Source organism: Bacillus haikouensis (assembly GCF_013179555.1).
Taxonomy (GTDB): domain Bacteria; phylum Bacillota; class Bacilli; order Bacillales; family Bacillaceae_B; genus Rossellomorea; species Rossellomorea haikouensis_A.
In genome coordinates, this window is record NZ_JABMCR010000073.1 from 1 (window position 1) to 17,116 (window position 17,116).

Annotated in this window: 16 protein-coding genes and 2 pseudogenes; 15 read left to right on the forward strand and 3 right to left on the reverse strand. The window is 39.8% G+C overall.

Going from position 1 to position 17,116, the window contains the following annotated elements; genetic code table 11:
• Nucleotides 1–44: 44 nt before the first annotated feature.
• A complete protein-coding gene (locus HP456_RS09155; RefSeq protein ID WP_172250257.1) occupies nucleotides 45–1,154 on the reverse strand; it encodes a DUF1648 domain-containing protein in 1,110 nt (369 codons plus the stop codon).
• A 14-nt stretch (nucleotides 1,155–1,168) separates the two neighbouring features.
• On the reverse strand, nucleotides 1,169–1,546 hold the full coding sequence (locus tag HP456_RS09160; RefSeq protein WP_172250287.1) for a GntR family transcriptional regulator: 378 nt from the start codon (nucleotides 1,544–1,546) through the stop codon (nucleotides 1,169–1,171).
• Nucleotides 1,547–1,768: 222 nt separating this feature from the next.
• Here HP456_RS09160 and HP456_RS09165 point away from each other — a divergent pair.
• The 5 genes and pseudogenes from HP456_RS09165 to pdaA all read left to right on the forward strand — a co-directional run bounded on the left by HP456_RS09165 (nucleotide 1,769) and on the right by pdaA (nucleotide 4,293).
• A pseudogene (locus HP456_RS09165) lies at nucleotides 1,769–2,169 on the forward strand (NUDIX hydrolase).
• A gap of 44 nt (nucleotides 2,170–2,213) precedes the next feature.
• Nucleotides 2,214–2,399 (forward strand): hypothetical protein, encoded by a 186-nt coding sequence (locus HP456_RS09170; protein WP_172250259.1) that lies wholly within the window; start codon nucleotides 2,214–2,216, stop codon nucleotides 2,397–2,399.
• A 32-nt stretch (nucleotides 2,400–2,431) separates the two neighbouring features.
• Nucleotides 2,432–2,635: a hypothetical protein gene (locus tag HP456_RS09175; protein ID WP_172250261.1), complete on the forward strand. Its 204-nt coding sequence runs from the start codon at nucleotides 2,432–2,434 to the stop codon at nucleotides 2,633–2,635.
• Nucleotides 2,636–2,874: 239 nt separating this feature from the next.
• Complete coding sequence (locus HP456_RS09185) at nucleotides 2,875–3,435, forward strand: DUF4825 domain-containing protein (protein WP_172250265.1); 561 nt, start codon at nucleotides 2,875–2,877, stop codon at nucleotides 3,433–3,435.
• A gap of 84 nt (nucleotides 3,436–3,519) precedes the next feature.
• Entirely contained in the window at nucleotides 3,520–4,293 is a 774-nt protein-coding gene (gene pdaA, locus HP456_RS09190) for a delta-lactam-biosynthetic de-N-acetylase (protein WP_172250267.1), read from the forward strand.
• 74 nt (nucleotides 4,294–4,367) lie between these two features.
• Here the strand turns inward: pdaA and HP456_RS09195 are convergent, their stop codons facing one another.
• Complete coding sequence (locus HP456_RS09195) at nucleotides 4,368–4,808, reverse strand: DUF4362 domain-containing protein (protein WP_246288906.1); 441 nt, start codon at nucleotides 4,806–4,808, stop codon at nucleotides 4,368–4,370.
• Between the two features lie 115 nt (nucleotides 4,809–4,923).
• On the opposite strand from HP456_RS09195, the gene HP456_RS09200 reads away from it, so the two are divergent.
• The 10 genes and pseudogenes from HP456_RS09200 to HP456_RS25500 all read left to right on the forward strand — a co-directional run.
• Nucleotides 4,924–5,793: a DNA-3-methyladenine glycosylase family protein gene (locus HP456_RS09200; protein ID WP_172250269.1), complete on the forward strand. Its 870-nt coding sequence runs from the start codon at nucleotides 4,924–4,926 to the stop codon at nucleotides 5,791–5,793.
• Nucleotides 5,794–5,808: 15 nt separating this feature from the next.
• The gene (gene rlmD, locus HP456_RS09205) at nucleotides 5,809–7,215 is read left to right on the forward strand and encodes a 23S rRNA (uracil(1939)-C(5))-methyltransferase RlmD (protein ID WP_172250271.1); all 1,407 of its coding nucleotides are present in this window, start codon (nucleotides 5,809–5,811) and stop codon (nucleotides 7,213–7,215) included.
• A gap of 136 nt (nucleotides 7,216–7,351) precedes the next feature.
• Complete coding sequence (locus HP456_RS09210) at nucleotides 7,352–7,891, forward strand: sigma-70 family RNA polymerase sigma factor (protein WP_172250273.1); 540 nt, start codon at nucleotides 7,352–7,354, stop codon at nucleotides 7,889–7,891.
• Entirely contained in the window at nucleotides 7,884–9,299 is a 1,416-nt protein-coding gene (locus tag HP456_RS09215) for a DUF4179 domain-containing protein (protein ID WP_172250275.1), read from the forward strand. The genes HP456_RS09210 and HP456_RS09215 overlap by 8 nt, the downstream gene beginning before the upstream one ends.
• A 724-nt stretch (nucleotides 9,300–10,023) precedes the next feature.
• Nucleotides 10,024–11,019 (forward strand): substrate-binding domain-containing protein, encoded by a 996-nt coding sequence (locus HP456_RS09220; RefSeq protein WP_172250277.1) that lies wholly within the window; start codon nucleotides 10,024–10,026, stop codon nucleotides 11,017–11,019.
• A 17-nt stretch (nucleotides 11,020–11,036) separates the two neighbouring features.
• On the forward strand, nucleotides 11,037–12,860 hold the full coding sequence (locus HP456_RS09225) for a cache domain-containing sensor histidine kinase (RefSeq protein ID WP_172250279.1): 1,824 nt from the start codon (nucleotides 11,037–11,039) through the stop codon (nucleotides 12,858–12,860).
• Nucleotides 12,857–14,047, forward strand: a complete 1,191-nt coding sequence (locus tag HP456_RS09230; protein ID WP_172250281.1) for a response regulator transcription factor — start codon at nucleotides 12,857–12,859, stop codon at nucleotides 14,045–14,047. Before HP456_RS09225 ends, HP456_RS09230 begins: the two co-directional genes overlap by 4 nt.
• 221 nt (nucleotides 14,048–14,268) lie before the next feature.
• Nucleotides 14,269–15,354: a multiple monosaccharide ABC transporter substrate-binding protein gene (chvE, locus tag HP456_RS09235; protein ID WP_172250283.1), complete on the forward strand. Its 1,086-nt coding sequence runs from the start codon at nucleotides 14,269–14,271 to the stop codon at nucleotides 15,352–15,354.
• Between the two features lie 75 nt (nucleotides 15,355–15,429).
• On the forward strand, nucleotides 15,430–16,980 hold the full coding sequence (mmsA, locus tag HP456_RS09240; protein WP_172250285.1) for a multiple monosaccharide ABC transporter ATP-binding protein: 1,551 nt from the start codon (nucleotides 15,430–15,432) through the stop codon (nucleotides 16,978–16,980).
• Nucleotides 16,964–17,116: pseudogene (locus HP456_RS25500) on the forward strand (sugar ABC transporter permease); the annotation flags it as partial. The gene mmsA and the pseudogene HP456_RS25500, both read left to right, overlap by 17 nt.

Sequence of the window (17,116 nt, forward strand, 5' to 3'; positions counted from 1 at the left end):
GCTGGAATGAATTATTTATACGAATCTCCCCTTCCCTTTTTTCCTTACACCCCTAACAAGAATGGGATTCCAGCTGCTAATCCGATGATCACTATGAAAATAAACCATACTAATGGCCGCGCAAAGTTTATTGTCCAGCCTACTCCAAATCGCTTTTCCAGGAATAAAGATGGGTCATTTGGGTTGAAGTAGAAGATACCTAATTTCCAGTAACGATCATCATCACGATCAATGACAGCACCATTTACACTTGTTGATGTTGTTTTCACCCGGCTGCCGCCTTGCCCGGTTGTAATCGAAAGTACGATCGATCCTAACACAAGCCCAATCGTGAAAATAAGGGGAATAATCGTCATTAGCTGAGTGTCGATTGGATAAATAGTGGAAAGCTGTATAAATCCGAATAATAAAACGACTGAGATTCCGGTAATAATGATATATGCCGACCATCTTTTTCTGAAAACAACATTTCTAACCATTGATTCTTCAGGGTTTTCGGCACTCACTTGTTGTTTCGCCTTGGCAATCATTGTATTAATGAAAATAAATAGGAAGGTTAAATATACTTGCATAATAGGCATCATTAGTACTGAACGATAGGATTTATCCACCCAGTTCGAAACTTCCCCATCAAAGTTATACTTTGTCGGGATCTGGTCAGGCATAGCGTGATAATTCTGGAATGTAATGAATACTGTAACCAATACAATGATAAACGACAGGACGAACCACAGATTGGAATAAGTCAGTCTTTGTTCACGAAATGCTGTATCAACGACAACAAGCTGTGATTTATCTGCTGACCAGTTACGATTCTGTTTGAGGATTTTCATTTTACGATGAAAAACTAGATAAATCAGAAAGCTCAGAGCAATATAACCCAGAACCACTCCACTAAATAAGATACTGCCTTTTTGCTCATCAACATCAAATGATGAACCAGATAATAGAAAAATGATTGTTACTATAATACTTAGAGTTGCTGTTAACAGAACATATTGCTTTCGCATTCCCCTTAACTCTTCAGTTTTATAAATATCTTCAGGAATGGAAACCCCAAAGCTTTCTGTTCTCCTCGTCCAATATGGGATGAACATCATCGAAAGATACACTGGAACCATAATCACTAACAGTAAAATATAAAACGTATTCATTTTACCTCTCCCCTTTATGAGAATTCTTTAAATAATCTGCTGCACAATCGTAAAAACTCATCTTCATTCATTCCGCGGCATACCGATTCAGCAATTACCGGATGTAATGTTTTATTTAATTTGCTCCGATACTCCTCATCCGCCTGCTGAACCCCATCAGGATTAACAACAACCCCTTTTTGGCGATGGATTAATATGAAGCCTTCTTGCTTTAGCTGCTGATAGGCCTTGTTCACCGTATGAAGATTGATGCTGATATCTGCTGCTAATGATCTTACGGAAGGTAACCCATCACCTGGCTTAAGCGATCCCTTCGCAATGCCTGCAATGATCTGATGCTTTAATTGTGTGTAAATCGGTTCTTCGGATTCTAAATCAAGGTTTATCAACAATTTCAATCACACTCATTTCACTTGTAATATCTGTTATACATATAATATAACAGATATTTTATTTGGTCAATAATTGAATTCATTTTATTTTTTAAAATATTTATGAGTGAAATACACGGGATGTTTATCAGAAATGCAGGACGAGGGCTCGTTTGAATGTGGTAAAATTAGGATATTGAATTGAGATGAAATGGGAAATAAAAATAAAGTGCAAGTCAAAACATGCAACAAGCCTGTACACCGCCAAAACATACCGTATTGCTGCAGCCATTGTTCTGAATGAGCATGTCGAACTGATTTTGATAAAGGTATCGAGAAGTGGATGGGAGATGTCTGGCGGACAGGTTGAGGATGTGAGTCGCTGAAGGAAGCGGCCATCAGGGAGACCAGGGAGGATTCCGGGGGCGAGGCTGAGGTCACTAAATTCTGCGGTATTTTTCAAAATGTGAAACAGTCAATCTGCAAAACGAAATTTTTAGCGAAGCCGGCAGGAGGGACGTTGACTACTTCTGATGAAAGCCTTGAAGTCGGCTTCTTTCCGATTGAAAAAGCGCAGGGAATGGTGACAACGGATCAGGTGCTGTCTAGATGAAGAGGCTCATCCGTTTTATGTAGAGTTTTAAGTGTCGCCGGATTTTCATAGGCTATAAAAAAGGAGGCGGTGAACATGTGGTGGTTTTGGATCATGATTGGAGGAATTCTGCTGTTTGCGTTTCTGATCGATGTCCGGAGGAAGAAAAGGAATAACGATACCCATGTTCCGGGGATCGATCCCGGAGCGAAGCCGGGGGAGGATCAGAATTATTCGATGGGGAGCCATCGGGATTCAGGCGGTAGTACGGGTGGCCAGTAAACCGTCAGAAGAGATAAGGAAAGATTTTGTTTGTGGATGTTTTTTTAATCATATTGCTGGCTGTTTTGGTCGTGGTAGTGGGAGTGGGCTTTTTTCTTGATTACTGGCTGCGAAAAATGCTGAACATCCCGAAAAAACAGGGAATACTGTATAAGCCAATGCATCCTGTGCAAGGATGCATTGAAGCTGTAATCGTAATCGGGTCCATTCTTTTGATTTTTAATGTAGAATTTTAAAAAAAGGGGGGCAGCGGTGATGATACCCCTTGTTTTTTCCCTGCAGTTCGGCTTTAGGGCGGTTATGGAATGGAAGTTTGAGCGGGAAGCAGGGAGTATATCATTACTGCTTCCTCTGTTGTTGTGATACTTTTATTTTGGCTGTTTTTGATGGCTCTGGATCATTATATTTAGGATGTAGAAGTAAACTTTCCAACAATCGCCATCTTTAGTATACTACGGGGAAATGGAGGGATCTTATGAAACGGATTACAGTATTCTTCATCATGATGCTTGCAGCGGCAGTGGTGCTTGCGGCCTGCAGCGAGCCGGCGGATAAGGTTGAAATTACGAAAATCGAAAGCGTAAATATGGAGAAATTAAAGGAAATGACCGGTACTTATGTGGGGGATAACAGTAAAGTATACAGCATCGTGCAAAATCTACCCGGCGGTGAAACCGTAGAGGGCATCGATTTGACCGATGAAAGAATTCAGGTTACATACAGTCTTGAAGAAGGATCAGGGGTCTCAGAAGAGCAGTTCAACAAGTACTGGTTCAACGGGAAAAATGTCGATAAGCAGAATTTTTATTTCAATGCCATTTATCTTGCTCTTTTAGTACCGAATGCAAAAGGCTTCTCCTTCGACATTGACGATTCCACCCTGGATGTGACGAGACAACAGGTGGAAAAGGAATTGAAGGAGGAATTCAAGGATTTCCCCGACGTTAATGACGAAGATTCCGTCACGAAGTTCATTGAGAAAAATAAATCTAAATTGAAAGAACTCGCCAGCGAGGAGTATCAGGCTTTTCAATAGAAGAGACAATTTGGATACTTTTAGTAAGCATGAAACCTTCAACTTCTCAGAAACTAAAGAAAACGATTGAGAAGGAAGGTTACTATGACTAGATTACTGAAAATCATATTGATTGCGTCCCTGTTCGTACTGGTCCTGCCGGCAAATGCAAAGGCGGTTTCCAATAATCCGATTGGCTGGGGTTTCAAGAAAAGCCGTAATGAAGTACCGGCAGAAGCGGGAACAGCTTATGACGCAATGCTTAAAAAATACGGGGCTTTCTACAAGGGTTCACCTGAAAAGAAAGATATCTACCTCACATTTGATAACGGCTATGAAAATGGCTTCACTGAGAAAGTTCTTGATGTACTGAAAAAAGAAAAAGTCCCGGCGACATTTTTCGTGACAGGACATTATCTGTTAAGCGCAGAAGACCTCGTGAAACGCATGGTCAAAGAAGGCCATATCATCGGGAACCACTCCTGGCATCATCCCGATTTCACTGCGACCACCGATCAGCGGGTCAAGGAAGAGCTCGAAAAAGTCAAAGTCAAAACAGCCGAACTCACGGGACAGAAAGAAATGAAATACCTTCGCCCTCCTCGCGGTGTGTTCAGTGAACGCACCCTTCAGATCGCCGAGCGGGAAGGCTACCGCCACGTCTTCTGGTCGCTCGCATTTGTTGACTGGAAAACAAACGAACAGCGCGGCTGGCAATACTCCTATGACAACATTATGGCGCAGATCCATCCTGGAGCCATCATCCTGTTGCATTCTGTATCAAAAGACAACGCAGATGCACTGGAAAAAGCAATACAGGATTTGAAAAAACGCGGTTACACATTCAAAAGCCTGGATGAACACCCGGCAATGAAATAGGAGGGACGGGTCTTTAGTGGTAAAGGCCCGTCCCTCTGTGCGTTAATTTGGTAAACGAAACTGTAAATTTGTTATCAGTCGTACCAGAGGACAGTTTCGTTGTATTGTTTTTTATTACATTGTTTTAGGTTATAGACATTGGCGGCTAAATCCTGTTCAGTTGCGTATTCGATTTCTTCGCAGCTCATTTTTGTCACTTCGCCATTTCCATAAGCATCCATCCGCGAATCTTCTACCGATTGGATGGTCTCTCCATCGAATTCAAGGTCCTGCAATATCGGGTCGCCTTCCACTGTATAACTCACAATGCGGACATTGTCTTTCTTCCCGTTTTGGACATTTTCAACAAACATCTCAAATTGTTCGAGGTTCTCTATTTTCCCATGCCTGTTCAGGACATCTGTGGATGCAGGTTTGTAGTCTTTCCCCGATTTCACTACAACCTCATCTCCAGGCTTAATACAACCACCAGCCAGCAACACAAACAGCAACCTGGCCGCCATCCACTTCTTCAATTTCACCAGCCCCTTTTCCTGATTCTACCATAGTAGTCGTATCACAACGTTGAAGAGTTACACCTTCCATATGCTATAATACACATACGAGTTTTGACGCGGAGGGATGAGGACGATGGTAACAAGGAAAGTTAGTATTGATGGCCCGTATAATTTCGACCGGGTGCTGGACAGGCTGTCGCTTGATCCGTTAAATGCAGTGGATCAGGCAGACCGCAGTGTAAAGGTTCCATATTATCTTCCCCACGGAGATGGTGAGGTCATCAAGGTGCAGGCGATCGGTACGACAGAAGATCCTGAATTTACGATCACATTTGAAAATGATCAACATCTTGAAGAGAAGCACAACCGCATCGCGCAAATCTTTCAGTGGGATTTCGGTCTTCACGAGGTACACGAGCATTTCCTGCAAACGGAACTGAAACCGATTTTCGAAGAGCATCTGGGCACTCCGATCATGTTGGAATTCGACCCATTTGCGAGCATCGTCAAAAGCATCATCCACCAGCAGCTCAATCTGAAGTTCGCATTTACGCTGACCCACCGGTTTGTCACTGCATATGGCTGGCAAAAAGAAGGCGTCTGGTTCTATCCGTCGCCTGAAAAAACAGCCGGCATCCCCGTGGAAGAATTGAGGGATCTGCAATTTTCCCAACGTAAAGCAGAATATGTCATCGGTCTAGGACAGAAGGTTGCGACCGGAGAATTGAATCTTGAAAAGTTGGCCAGTGAAACGGATGAATTCATTATCAAGGAGCTTACCAAAATCCGCGGCATCGGACCCTGGACTGCCCAAAGCTACCTGCTGTTCGGCCTAGGCCGGCCGAATCTGTTTCCGATGGCTGATATCGGAATCCAGAACGCCATCAAACGTTTATTCCAGATGGACCGTAAGCCTACGCAGCAAGAGCTTGAACAATTCAGCTCACCGTGGCATCCTTATTTAAGCTATGCATCTCTGTATTTATGGAGAAGTATCGAATAGAACGGACGTGAATCAATGAAAAAGCAATACACGAAAAAACGGCAAGGCAATAACAATGAAGTGAAAATAGAGCTGAAACAGCAGTTTCCGCTTACGATAAAGAAAATCGGCATCAACGGGGAAGGCATCGGTTTCTTTAAACGGAAAATCGTTTTCGTACCCAATGCTTTGCCTGATGAAGAAGTGGTAGTTGAAGTTACAAAGGTTCATCCGAAATTTACAGAGGCCCGTATTAAAAAGATTCGCAAAAAGTCCCCGCAGCGAGTGAAAGCCCCATGCTTGGTTTATGAAGAATGCGGAGGCTGCCAGCTTCAGCATCTAAATTATGATGGGCAACTCGAAGCAAAACGGGACATTGTTCTGCAATCACTAGAACGACACACATCTCTAAATCTAGAAGAGCTGGACGTACGCCCGGCAATCGGCATGGAAAACCCATGGCATTACCGAAACAAAAGCCAATTCCAAGTAGAGTCACGGAAAGGGAGAGCCATTGCCGGCCTGTACAGCCTGAACTCCAACAAGCTGATTGACATTGATGAATGCATCGTCCAGCACTCAGAAACAAACAAAGTCACAACCGAAATCAGACGAATCATCAACGACTTTAACATCCCTGTCTTTGATGATAAGAAGAAAAAGCCAATCATCCGAACAATTGTCACACGCGTCGGCTTCGAAACAGGACAAGTTCAAGTCGTACTAGTGACAACGGAGAAAAAAATTCCCCGCAAGGAATTGTTGATTTCTGAAATCGAGAAACGCCTTCCCGAAGTCGTTTCAATCGCACAGAACATCAATCCGAAAAAAACAGGCATCATCTTTGGGGATGAAACCGTTCATCTTTCCGGGAAAGAAAGCATTGAAGAACGTCTGGATGAATTCACATATGAATTGTCGGCCCGTGCCTTCTTCCAATTAAATCCGATCCAGACCACGAAGCTTTATAATGAAGCAAAAAAAGCAGCAGGACTGACCGGAGAGGAAAAAGTGGTCGATGCTTATTGCGGAGTGGGAACCATTGGCCTTTGGCTCGCTGAAGGTGCAAAAGAAATCCGCGGTATGGACGTCATCAAAGAAGGCATTGATGACGCCAAGAAGAACGCGGAACGATTCGGAGTCGATCATGCCCAATACTTCGTCGGCAGTGCAGAAGAACTCATGCCAAAGTGGAAAAAGGAAGGCTGGAGACCGGATGTCGTCGTAGTTGATCCGCCGCGTACCGGCTGTGATCAGAAATTCCTTGATACCATCAAAGAAGTGAAACCGAAGAAATTTGTGTATGTGAGCTGCAACCCGTCTACACTTGCGAAGGATATTGAGTATCTGAAGAAGCAGTATAAGGTGGAGTATTTGCAGCCGGTGGATATGTTCCCGCAGACGGCACATGTGGAGTGTGTGGCGAAACTAGTTTTAAAATAAACAGAAACCAATCACGGTTTCTGTTTATTTTTTTGGATGTATAAACCTTTATTGCAAGAGTTTAACGAAAATTCTTTAACTTTTTGAAACTTTTCTTCATGGTAGATCCCACTAATTAGTAAAGGGGGGGAAATAGATGAAAACAGAAAGCCATCGGCTGGTTAAAAAAGCAATCAAAGGGAATAAGAATGCCTTTGAAAAGTTAGTTCAAGAGCATTATGAGAGAATCTATCGGACTGCATATCTCTATGTACATAATGAAGATGATGCGTTGGATGTTGTCCAGGAGGCAGCATACCAGGCCTTTACATCTATCCATTCGTTGAAACATCCAGAGTATTTTATGACCTGGCTTACAAGGATTGTCATTCGATGTTCGGGCCAAGTACTTAAGAGAAAAAGCAATGTTGTTCCGATGAGTGATGAAATATTGTCAAACCTGCCTGCTCAATCAAATCCAAACATTGACGAATCCATACAGCTCCTGACTGCCATTCAGCAATTAAGAGAACATTACCGTACTGTCATCATCCTATTTTACTATTACGATTACTCGATAAAAACGATAAGCAGTGTTATGGAAATTCCGGAGAACACTGTAAAAACGTATTTAAGCAGAGGGAAAACAGAATTGAAAAAGTACTATGAAAATGAGGAGGACAAATGCCATGGATAACAAGAAATTCAATAGAGCAATCGAACAAATACCTGTGCCTAAAGAACAAGTGTTTAGTGCCATATCCAAAGGTGTACACAAGGATTTGAAAAGGGGGCGGGGAAAGAAAAAGAAGGTTTTTGCTGGTGTGGCAGCTGCAGCTGCTCTACTTGGAATCACTGTTGTCTCAGGATTTGTTAGTGCCCCAATTAATAAAGTATTGGCTAATACCCCTTTAATAGGCGGGATTTTTCAAGAGTTTAATGACTCCATGGGTGTGGAATTAGCCAATCAGAATGCAGTCACTGAACTTAACCAATCGATGACGAAAAATCAGGTAACAGTAAAACTGTCCAGTGCCTACTTTGATGGCAATGTCGTCTCAATTACAGGATTTGTAGATGAAGGTGTAGAAAAAGGCAATAATGAAACTGGAGAAGTAAGTTTTGATGTAAACTTTGAAGACTATGAAGGGGATAACGATCCATGGCTAAACGGCATGTCAACAGACATTAAAAAAGTTGAAAATGGATATAACTTTCAATGGAAAATGAACTATCCTTATAAATCGTTTAAGGAGAGCTCTACTCTTCCTATAACCATTCATACTATCAACGGGATAAAAGGGGAGTGGAATTTTGATATTCCAATTCAACAAAAAGAAAGCAGTACCCTTGCTATTGATCATAAGCAGGGATACCTGGAAGATGAAGTCACCATTCTTACAAAAGAAATTCTTTCTGCTAAGGCATCCTCTTCGCTTATCTATGAGACTGTGCAGAAATATAAGAGTGATGAAATTCGTCTAACAAAAGCCATTGATGAAAAAGGAAACGTTTATAGATTTGGGAATGGAACATCCCTTGAGGAATCTGAACAAAAAGATGGATATCATACTTCCACAAGAATAGAAATGACAAAGTTAAAGCTGCCTGTCAAATCACTTACCTTTTATCCTCAGATAAATGTCGCCGATCCAAAAGTCGAACAACTACTGGACAAAAAATCGTTCACATTAAAAAGCGAGCGGCTTAAATTGGGTCTGCAGGTAAACGACATCGTTCAAAAGGATAATAAGCTTGTAGTCGATTATCAATTTACGGGTATTTCCGAGGGCTTAAGCAAGCATCAGCTTGAATTGTTTGAAAATAACTTGCAATATGAATTTCTGCTGGTGGATAAAGAGCATATTGACAGCATCGATCCTGAAAACCCTGTACCCCCTGAAAATCATAGCATCCGCATGAATAAAGTAAAAACGATCGATAAAAAGAAAGCACACTTCCAATCTACATTCGATCTAAACGGAGAAGAAAGAATAAAGGACTTTAAGCTGGAAAATATAATTTTGCAATTCGACTTTTCAAACCTTGTTCCAGCGGAAGATTTAAAACCTTTTACAGTAGAGCTACCTGGGAGTGATGAATAAACTCACAGGGTATCTCTGGTGGTGCCACATAGACATGTGGAAGCAGGATCTCAGAGAATGATAAAAGAAGAAGCTGGCTTCCGTTAAGGGGAAATCAGTTCCTATTTCAAACGAAGGGACGGCACATCGGTAACGAATAACCGATGTGCCGTCCTTTTTACTTCGATCCGATGGAAGAAGTGAAGTATGAAAGGGATCCGAAAAAGTTTAAATGCACTTACCGTTAGATTGATTATTACCCTTTAGGAACTCAGTATAATTTGTTTTTGGGACAACAGGAAAAAAATCGATATCCACAGGTTGTTTTCTAGAATTGTTATCATACTATTCAAAATTCTAATGTGAAAGAGTAGGGTTGTATTATATACTTAGTGATAATTAGTGTTACTCACAATTTCTTGTATCTAGCAAATGATGATCGTAGTACGTTAGCACTAAAAAGTTGCTGACATGATTCTATCAAAACGGTAAAATAGCATTAACAATTTTACACGAAGTTTACAGAGTCCTTGATATACCGCATTTCCGCACACATGGTTATAGAAATTTCATAATCTCAGCTTAAGGGGCGGCATGATGTAATCCTGCTTTTGTCTATTTGCTATTATGATTATTACTGGAAAAAATCAGGTAAACACCGCTTCATTATACTATCTGCGCTCACCCCCACGCCATGTGGAGTGCGCCTATAAGATAGTACTGTATTATGAAAGGGGTTTCAAGATTGAAAAAACTGCTTTTCATCTATTTATTGTTAACCGGTCTTTTTGTAGTTTATGTATATCATTATCAAACAGAAGTTTCTTCCAAACGTGAATGGTCTGAAAATGAAATGAAAGGCAGTATCGATGAAACCTATGTAATGGTTACCTTCCAGGTTGGAATTGACTATTGGAAAGGAGCATTAAAAGGCTTTGAAGACGCAGCTAAAGCCTTGAATGTATCTGTAGAGTATCGCGGTGCTACGCAATACGATGTGGGAGAGGAAATTACAGTATTGGAACAGGTTATTGCAAAAAATCCTGCAGGAATTGCGATCTCAACGATGGATCCAGAAGCTTTGAATCCTGTTATCAATAAAGCTGTTGATGCTGATATTCCAGTCGTCATGTTTGATGCAGATGCACCAGAAAGTAAAGCATACTCTTTTTTAGGTACAAATAGTTATAATGCAGGTGTCGAAGCTGCACATAAGATGGCGGAATTACTAAATAAAAGAGGGCAAGTCGGCATCATTACACAACCGCATCAATTAAACCAAATCGATCGTGCACAAGGATTTCGGGATACAATTTTCAAGGAGTATCCTGACATGGAAGTAGTCTCCACTAAGGATGGAAGAGGAGATCAGATGCAATCTAAGGAAGCTGCACAGGAAATGATGGCGGAATACCCGGATCTTACTGGATTTTTCGTTACAGAAGCAGTTGGCGGGGTTGGAGTAGGGAGAGCAACCTTAGATAATAAATCCCAGGATTCCATAAAAATTATTAGCTTTGATACTGATAAAGGAACGCTTGATATGATCAAAGATGGAACGATCTCAGCAACATTGGCACAGGGAACATGGCAGATGGGATATTGGGGGCTGCAATTTTTGTTTCATTTAAACAATGAAATGTTAGAAGACCCAAATAAAAAGGCACCACTGCCACGAGTTGTTGATACCGGTGTTACGATCGTTACGAAAAAAAATGTGGATGCTTATTATCCACAATAGAGAATGGATGGAATTAATTGAAACACTGGATACAGATAAATAATTTACCCATTCGATATAAGTTAATCTCTCATTTTTTAATTATCAGTATTATCCCAATTATTTGTCTGGGTCTTTTGATTAATTGGACAGTTGAACGTGTGTTGGAGGAGCAGGTAAAAGACAATACTCAGCAGCTTATCAGCAAAGTGAACAAGTCTCTTGAATTTTACATTAATAATATGCAAAGTATTACCTACTCTATCGGCTTTAATGAAAAAGTGCAGCACTTTTTAGATGCAGACAATAAGATAGAGCAGAGTCCGCCGAATGAATATGACATCCAGAGATTCCTGCGTAATTTTACTACCCTTTCCCCCGAAGTAGCGGGAATATTAATCGTTAATAGTAATGGTGACTATATCAGTAATGAATTTTTTACACCGTCAACAAAAGATCTAACCGAAGAGAGTTGGTATAAAGATGCGGTAAATAATAATGGCATCTTTACAATTATTGGCCAGCCAAAAAGTCGAGGTATCTCTTCATTAGTTAATTACCAAAATGACGAAGTGGTCTCAGTTGTCCGGGCAGTAGTAGATCCATACGCTGATGAAGTTCTGGGTGTAATCCTGATTGATTTGAAACTTCGGGTTATCAAGGAAACGATGGTAGACGTTCGCTTGGGGAAAACCGGTTATCTTATGGTGGTCGATGATCAAGGACGAAACATTTATCAGCCAAATGACCCGTTAATTGAAAATATTCCAAAGGAATGGATAGCAGGACAAAATACAGGAACTTTCTCAAAAGAAGTGGATGCACAACGCCTTCAATTTATTCACCAAAAATCCGCGTTTACTAATTGGACGACGATAGGTGTTTTTCCTGCGGAAGAAACCGTTTTTGAACTGCGGGAGATACGGTTTTATTTAGTAAGTTTTATTTTTCTGCTAATGATTTTTGGAATTCAGATATCTTATTTTCTGTCCAATTCAATATCAAATCCTATAGCTCAGTTAATGAAATTTATGCGAAAGGCAAAGTCTGGAGAATTTGATGTTCGCTACAGGGAAAAGCGAAATGATGAAATTGGTATGCTGGGAAGAAGCTTTAATAAAATGCTAAGTCAAATTAATCACTTGATTTCTTTAACCAAACTCCAGGAAAAGGAGAAAAGAGAAGCAGAGTTTAGAAGTTTGCAAGCAAATATTAATCCGCATTTTCTATATAATACGCTTGATACCATCCAGTGGATGGCAAGAAAGCAAAAGGCAAACGACATAGCGGAAGTTGTAGAGTCTCTGGCGAAATTATTCCGTATCGGGCTCAGTAAAGGCAGAGATATCATTTCATTAGATGAAGAACTTGACCACATAAAAAGTTATTTGCAAATACAAAAGACCAGGTATCGTGATAAATTGAACTATCAAATTAATACGGGAGAAAGTATTGCTGGTTTATATGTTATAAAGTTTATTCTGCAGCCGATTATAGAAAATGCTATTTATCATGGGATTAAAGAAAGACGAGGCCCTGGCCATATTAGTGTAACAGCACAAAAAAAAGAAAATAAGCTCTCGATTATCATTGAAGATGACGGAGCTGGTATGACTGAATTGCAGCTTCAAGAGATGCGGCAAGCATTAAGTGAAGCGATAGCCAGAACAGAGAACAAAGGGGAAACCAGGGATAAAAAAGGTTATGGCACTCTGAATGTGCAAGCACGGATCCAGTTAGCGTTTGGAGAAGACTATGGGATGCATATTCATAGTAAAGAAAACGTTGGTACAACAGTCGAAATCGTGTTACCGATTCTGGTAGATGATACCGGGTTGGTAAAAGGGGATGTAACATATTGAATAGTTGGAAAGTATTAATTGCAGATGATGAATATATTATTCGTGAAGGTATACGTTCTTCCATCGACTGGGAAGAGTTTGGTATGGAAGTTATTGGGGAAGCGGAAGATGGAGAGGAAGCAGTTGAATTAGCAATAAAGCATCAGATTGATATAATATTGATCGATTTAAATATGCCCATAATGAATGGTCTCGCTGCAATGGAGCACTTAAGGGACAAACTGCCCCATTGTAAGATGGTTGTTATCTCGGGTTATGATGAATTTCGCTATGCGCAAGAAGCAATACGATTGCAAGTAGAAGACTATTTATTAAAACCTGTCAATCAAGGAAAGCTGAAAAAACTACTGTTAGAGCTCAAGCAGCTATTGGAGGATGAAGTACAACAGAAATCCTTTTTGAAACAAGCGGAAAACCAAATTAAGAAGAATCACTTACAACTGAAGGAGCGTTTTTTTCAAGATTGGATAGCGGGTCAATTAACAAGTAATGAAATTAAGGAGCAATTACAATTTTTAGATTTATCAGTAAATATACCTGTTCAGTATCTTGTTATTAGATTGCCTGATTATCATAACAATAAAACGTATTTGCAGGAAAATGATCGGCAGAATTACTTGTCCGAATTTGAAAATCGAGTAACGAAGTCTTTAGAGAAAATACAGGCTGCAGTTTTTCGGGATAGATCGAATTTACTTAATGCTTGCTTGTGGGAACGTGTGACTAGTGAACAAATGGCAGAGGTTGAAGCATTGATTAAGAAGGACTTGAATATTAACGTCTTTTGGCATCTGGAAGATGTAGACGAAGATTTATCCTGCTTATATAAAGTGTATGCCCGATGTAAAGATGCAGTAGATAAAAAAACAAGAATTTCGCCAATTGTTAAACAGGCTCAGATCTATGTTCAAAAGCATTACCAGGACTCATCCCTTACATTAGAGAGAATGGCTGTGGAATTGCACGTAACAACCGTCTACTTAAGCCGTATGATGAAACAGGAATTGGGTATTTCTTATATTGGTCTCTTAACAAAGATGCGTATTAACAAAGCGGTAGACTTATTAAAAACTACTGATATGTCCATTCGGGAGATAGCAGACCAAGTTGGTTATGAATCACAACATTACTTTAGCACAACGTTTAAGAAACTGGTTGGTGTGTCTCCGAAGCGATTTAAAAAGTAACCAAAAACGTAAAACTCTCCATATTTATGGAGAGTTTTTCTTTTGGTTATTTTTTAACCATTCAGATGCATTTTGTTGTCAAATTCAGAATTATTTTTACATTTAGATTAAATTTTTATAAAAACAGTTTAAATTTATGTAAAGCCTTACATTGGAAATGTTGGTATTCTAAATTCAAGTAATAGGAAAGAGAATAACAAAAATGAAAGGGGTTACAAAGGATGGGGAAGAAATCAGGTTTATTTGCACTGCTAATTAGTTTTATGTTGCTTTTAGCTGCTTGTGGAGGAGATAAAACATCAGGAGGTTCTGAAGAAAAAGGCTTAATCGGTGTGGCAATGCCAACCAAATCATCACAAAGATGGGTAGATGATGGAAATAACATGGTGGAGAAATTAAAAGAACTTGGATACAAAACAGATTTGCAATATGCAGAGGATGATGTTGATAAGCAAATCGAACAAATCGAGAACATGATTGTAAAAGGGGCAGAAGTTCTAGTTGTGGCATCAATTGATGGTACAGCATTAACAAATGTTTTAGACAAAGCTGCCGACCAGGATATTCAAGTCATTGCTTATGACCGTCTAATTATGGGAACACCAAACGTTTCTTATTATGCAACATTTGATAACTTCCAAGTAGGCGTGTTACAAGCAACTTATATTGAAGAGGCATTAAATCTTTCAGAAGAAGCGGGACCGTTCAATATTGAAGTATTTGCTGGATCTCCTGATGATAATAACGCTAATTTCTTCTGGGATGGTGCAATGTCTGTATTACAGCCATATATAGAAAGCGGTAAATTAATTGTACAAAGCGGACAAACAAGTTTTGAGCAAGGTGCCACAATGCGTTGGGATGGAAACTTAGCAAAATCACGTATGGAAAATATTCTAAGTAAATCGTATTCAAATGGCGAAACAGTAGATGCAGTATTGTCACCTTATGACGGAATCAGCCGTGGAGTTATTCAAGCATTAAAAGGAGTTGGGTATGGCTCCGGAGATCTGCCGCTTCCAGTTATTACAGGTCAAGATGCAGAATCAGCTTCTGTTAAATCAATGATTGCAGGCGAACAGACACAAACAGTATTTAAGGATACTCGTAATTTAGCGGATGTAGTAGTTAACATGGTTCAATCAATTCAAAAGGATGAAGACGCGGAGGTTAATGATACAGAAACATATGACAATGGCGAGAAAGTTGTTCCATCTTATCTGGTAGAACCCGTATCTGTAGATATCAACAATTATAAAGAAATATTAATAGATAGCGGATATTATACTGAAGACGAATTAAAATAGCCAATCGGAATTCAGTGGTGACTTTGTCACCACTGAAACCATTATTACGTTATTTATAAGAGGGTGGTTAGGGCTATGTCAGATTATATTCTAGAGATGCGTAACATAACGAAAATGTTCCCAGGTGTTAAAGCGTTAGATAATGTGAACTTAAAAGTTGAAAAAGGCGAAATTCATTCTCTCGTTGGTGAGAATGGTGCCGGGAAATCCACTTTGATGAAAGTATTAAGCGGTGTCTATCCCAGCGGTTCATATGATGGCGGTATTTATCTTGAAGGTAAGGAGTGCCATTTTAAAGATATTAAGCAAAGTGAAGATGTTGGTATTGTTATTATTCACCAAGAACTTGCTTTAAGTCCATTTCTATCAATAGCTGAGAACATATTTTTAGGAAATGAAAGACAATCCCGCAACATTATAAAGTGGCAAGATACCTTTAGGGAAGCAAAAAAATTATTAGAACGAGTCGGTTTAAAAGAGTCACCTGAAATTGCTGTAATGGATATAGGTGTTGGTAAGCAGCAGCTGGTTGAAATTGCGAAAGCACTATCGAAAAATGTAAAACTACTGATTTTGGATGAACCAACAGCGGCATTGAATGAAACAGATAGCGAAAATCTATTAAATTTACTACTTGAACTTAAAAACCAAGGAATAACTTCTATTCTTATATCTCATAAATTAAATGAAGTATCTGCTATTTCTGATTCAATTACCATTTTACGAGATGGTCAAACGATTGAAACATTTCCGGCAAAAGAAGAAAAAGCATTAGAGGATCGAATCATCAAAGGGATGGTCGGACGAGAATTGACAAGCCGCTACCCTGAACGTGTCCCTTTTATTGGGGAAACTGTTTTTGAGGTGAAAAACTGGAATGTATATCACCCTCAACAGCGTGAACGCAAAGTCATTGATAATGTGAATTTTCATGTTCGCCGCGGGGAAATTGTCGGGATAGCCGGACTCATGGGTGCAGGCAGAACCGAGCTGGCGATGAGTATTTTTGGTAAAACTTATGGGAAGAAAATAACTGGTTCTTTATACAAGAATGGAAAAGAAATTCAAGCAAATACAGTAAGTGAGGCCATTAAGAACGGAATTGCTTACGTATCAGAGGACCGGAAAACATATGGTTTAAATTTAATCGATGACATTAAGCGTAATATCACGCTATCGAATCTTAAGCGGATTTCTAAAAACTCTGTCATCAATGAAAACAAAGAAATTGCCGAGGCTAAACTATTACGTGATAAATTAAACATTAAAACGCCATCGCTTGAACAACTTGCTGGTAACCTAAGCGGGGGAAATCAGCAAAAAATAGTGTTGAGTAAATGGATTTTTACTGAGCCTGACTTATTAATTTTGGATGAACCGACACGAGGTATTGATGTTGGTGCCAAATATGAAATATATTCTCAAATTAATGAATTGGCGGCTGAGGGATTGGCTGTATTAGTAATATCATCAGAGCTTCCAGAGGTGCTTGGACTCTCAGACCGTATATATGTAATGAATGAAGGACGTATTAAAGGTGAACTTGACCGCGCAGAAGCGAATCAAGAAGATGTAATGCGTTACATGACCGGATCTGGAGGGGCTAATCGTGCAAACAGTAATTAATTTATTTCGAAACAATATACGCGAATATGGAATGATCATTGCACTGGTATTCATTACTGGGCTATTTTTGATATTAACAGACGGGATTACATTTAAACCACTGAACTTAACCAATTTAATCCTGCAAAATGGGTTT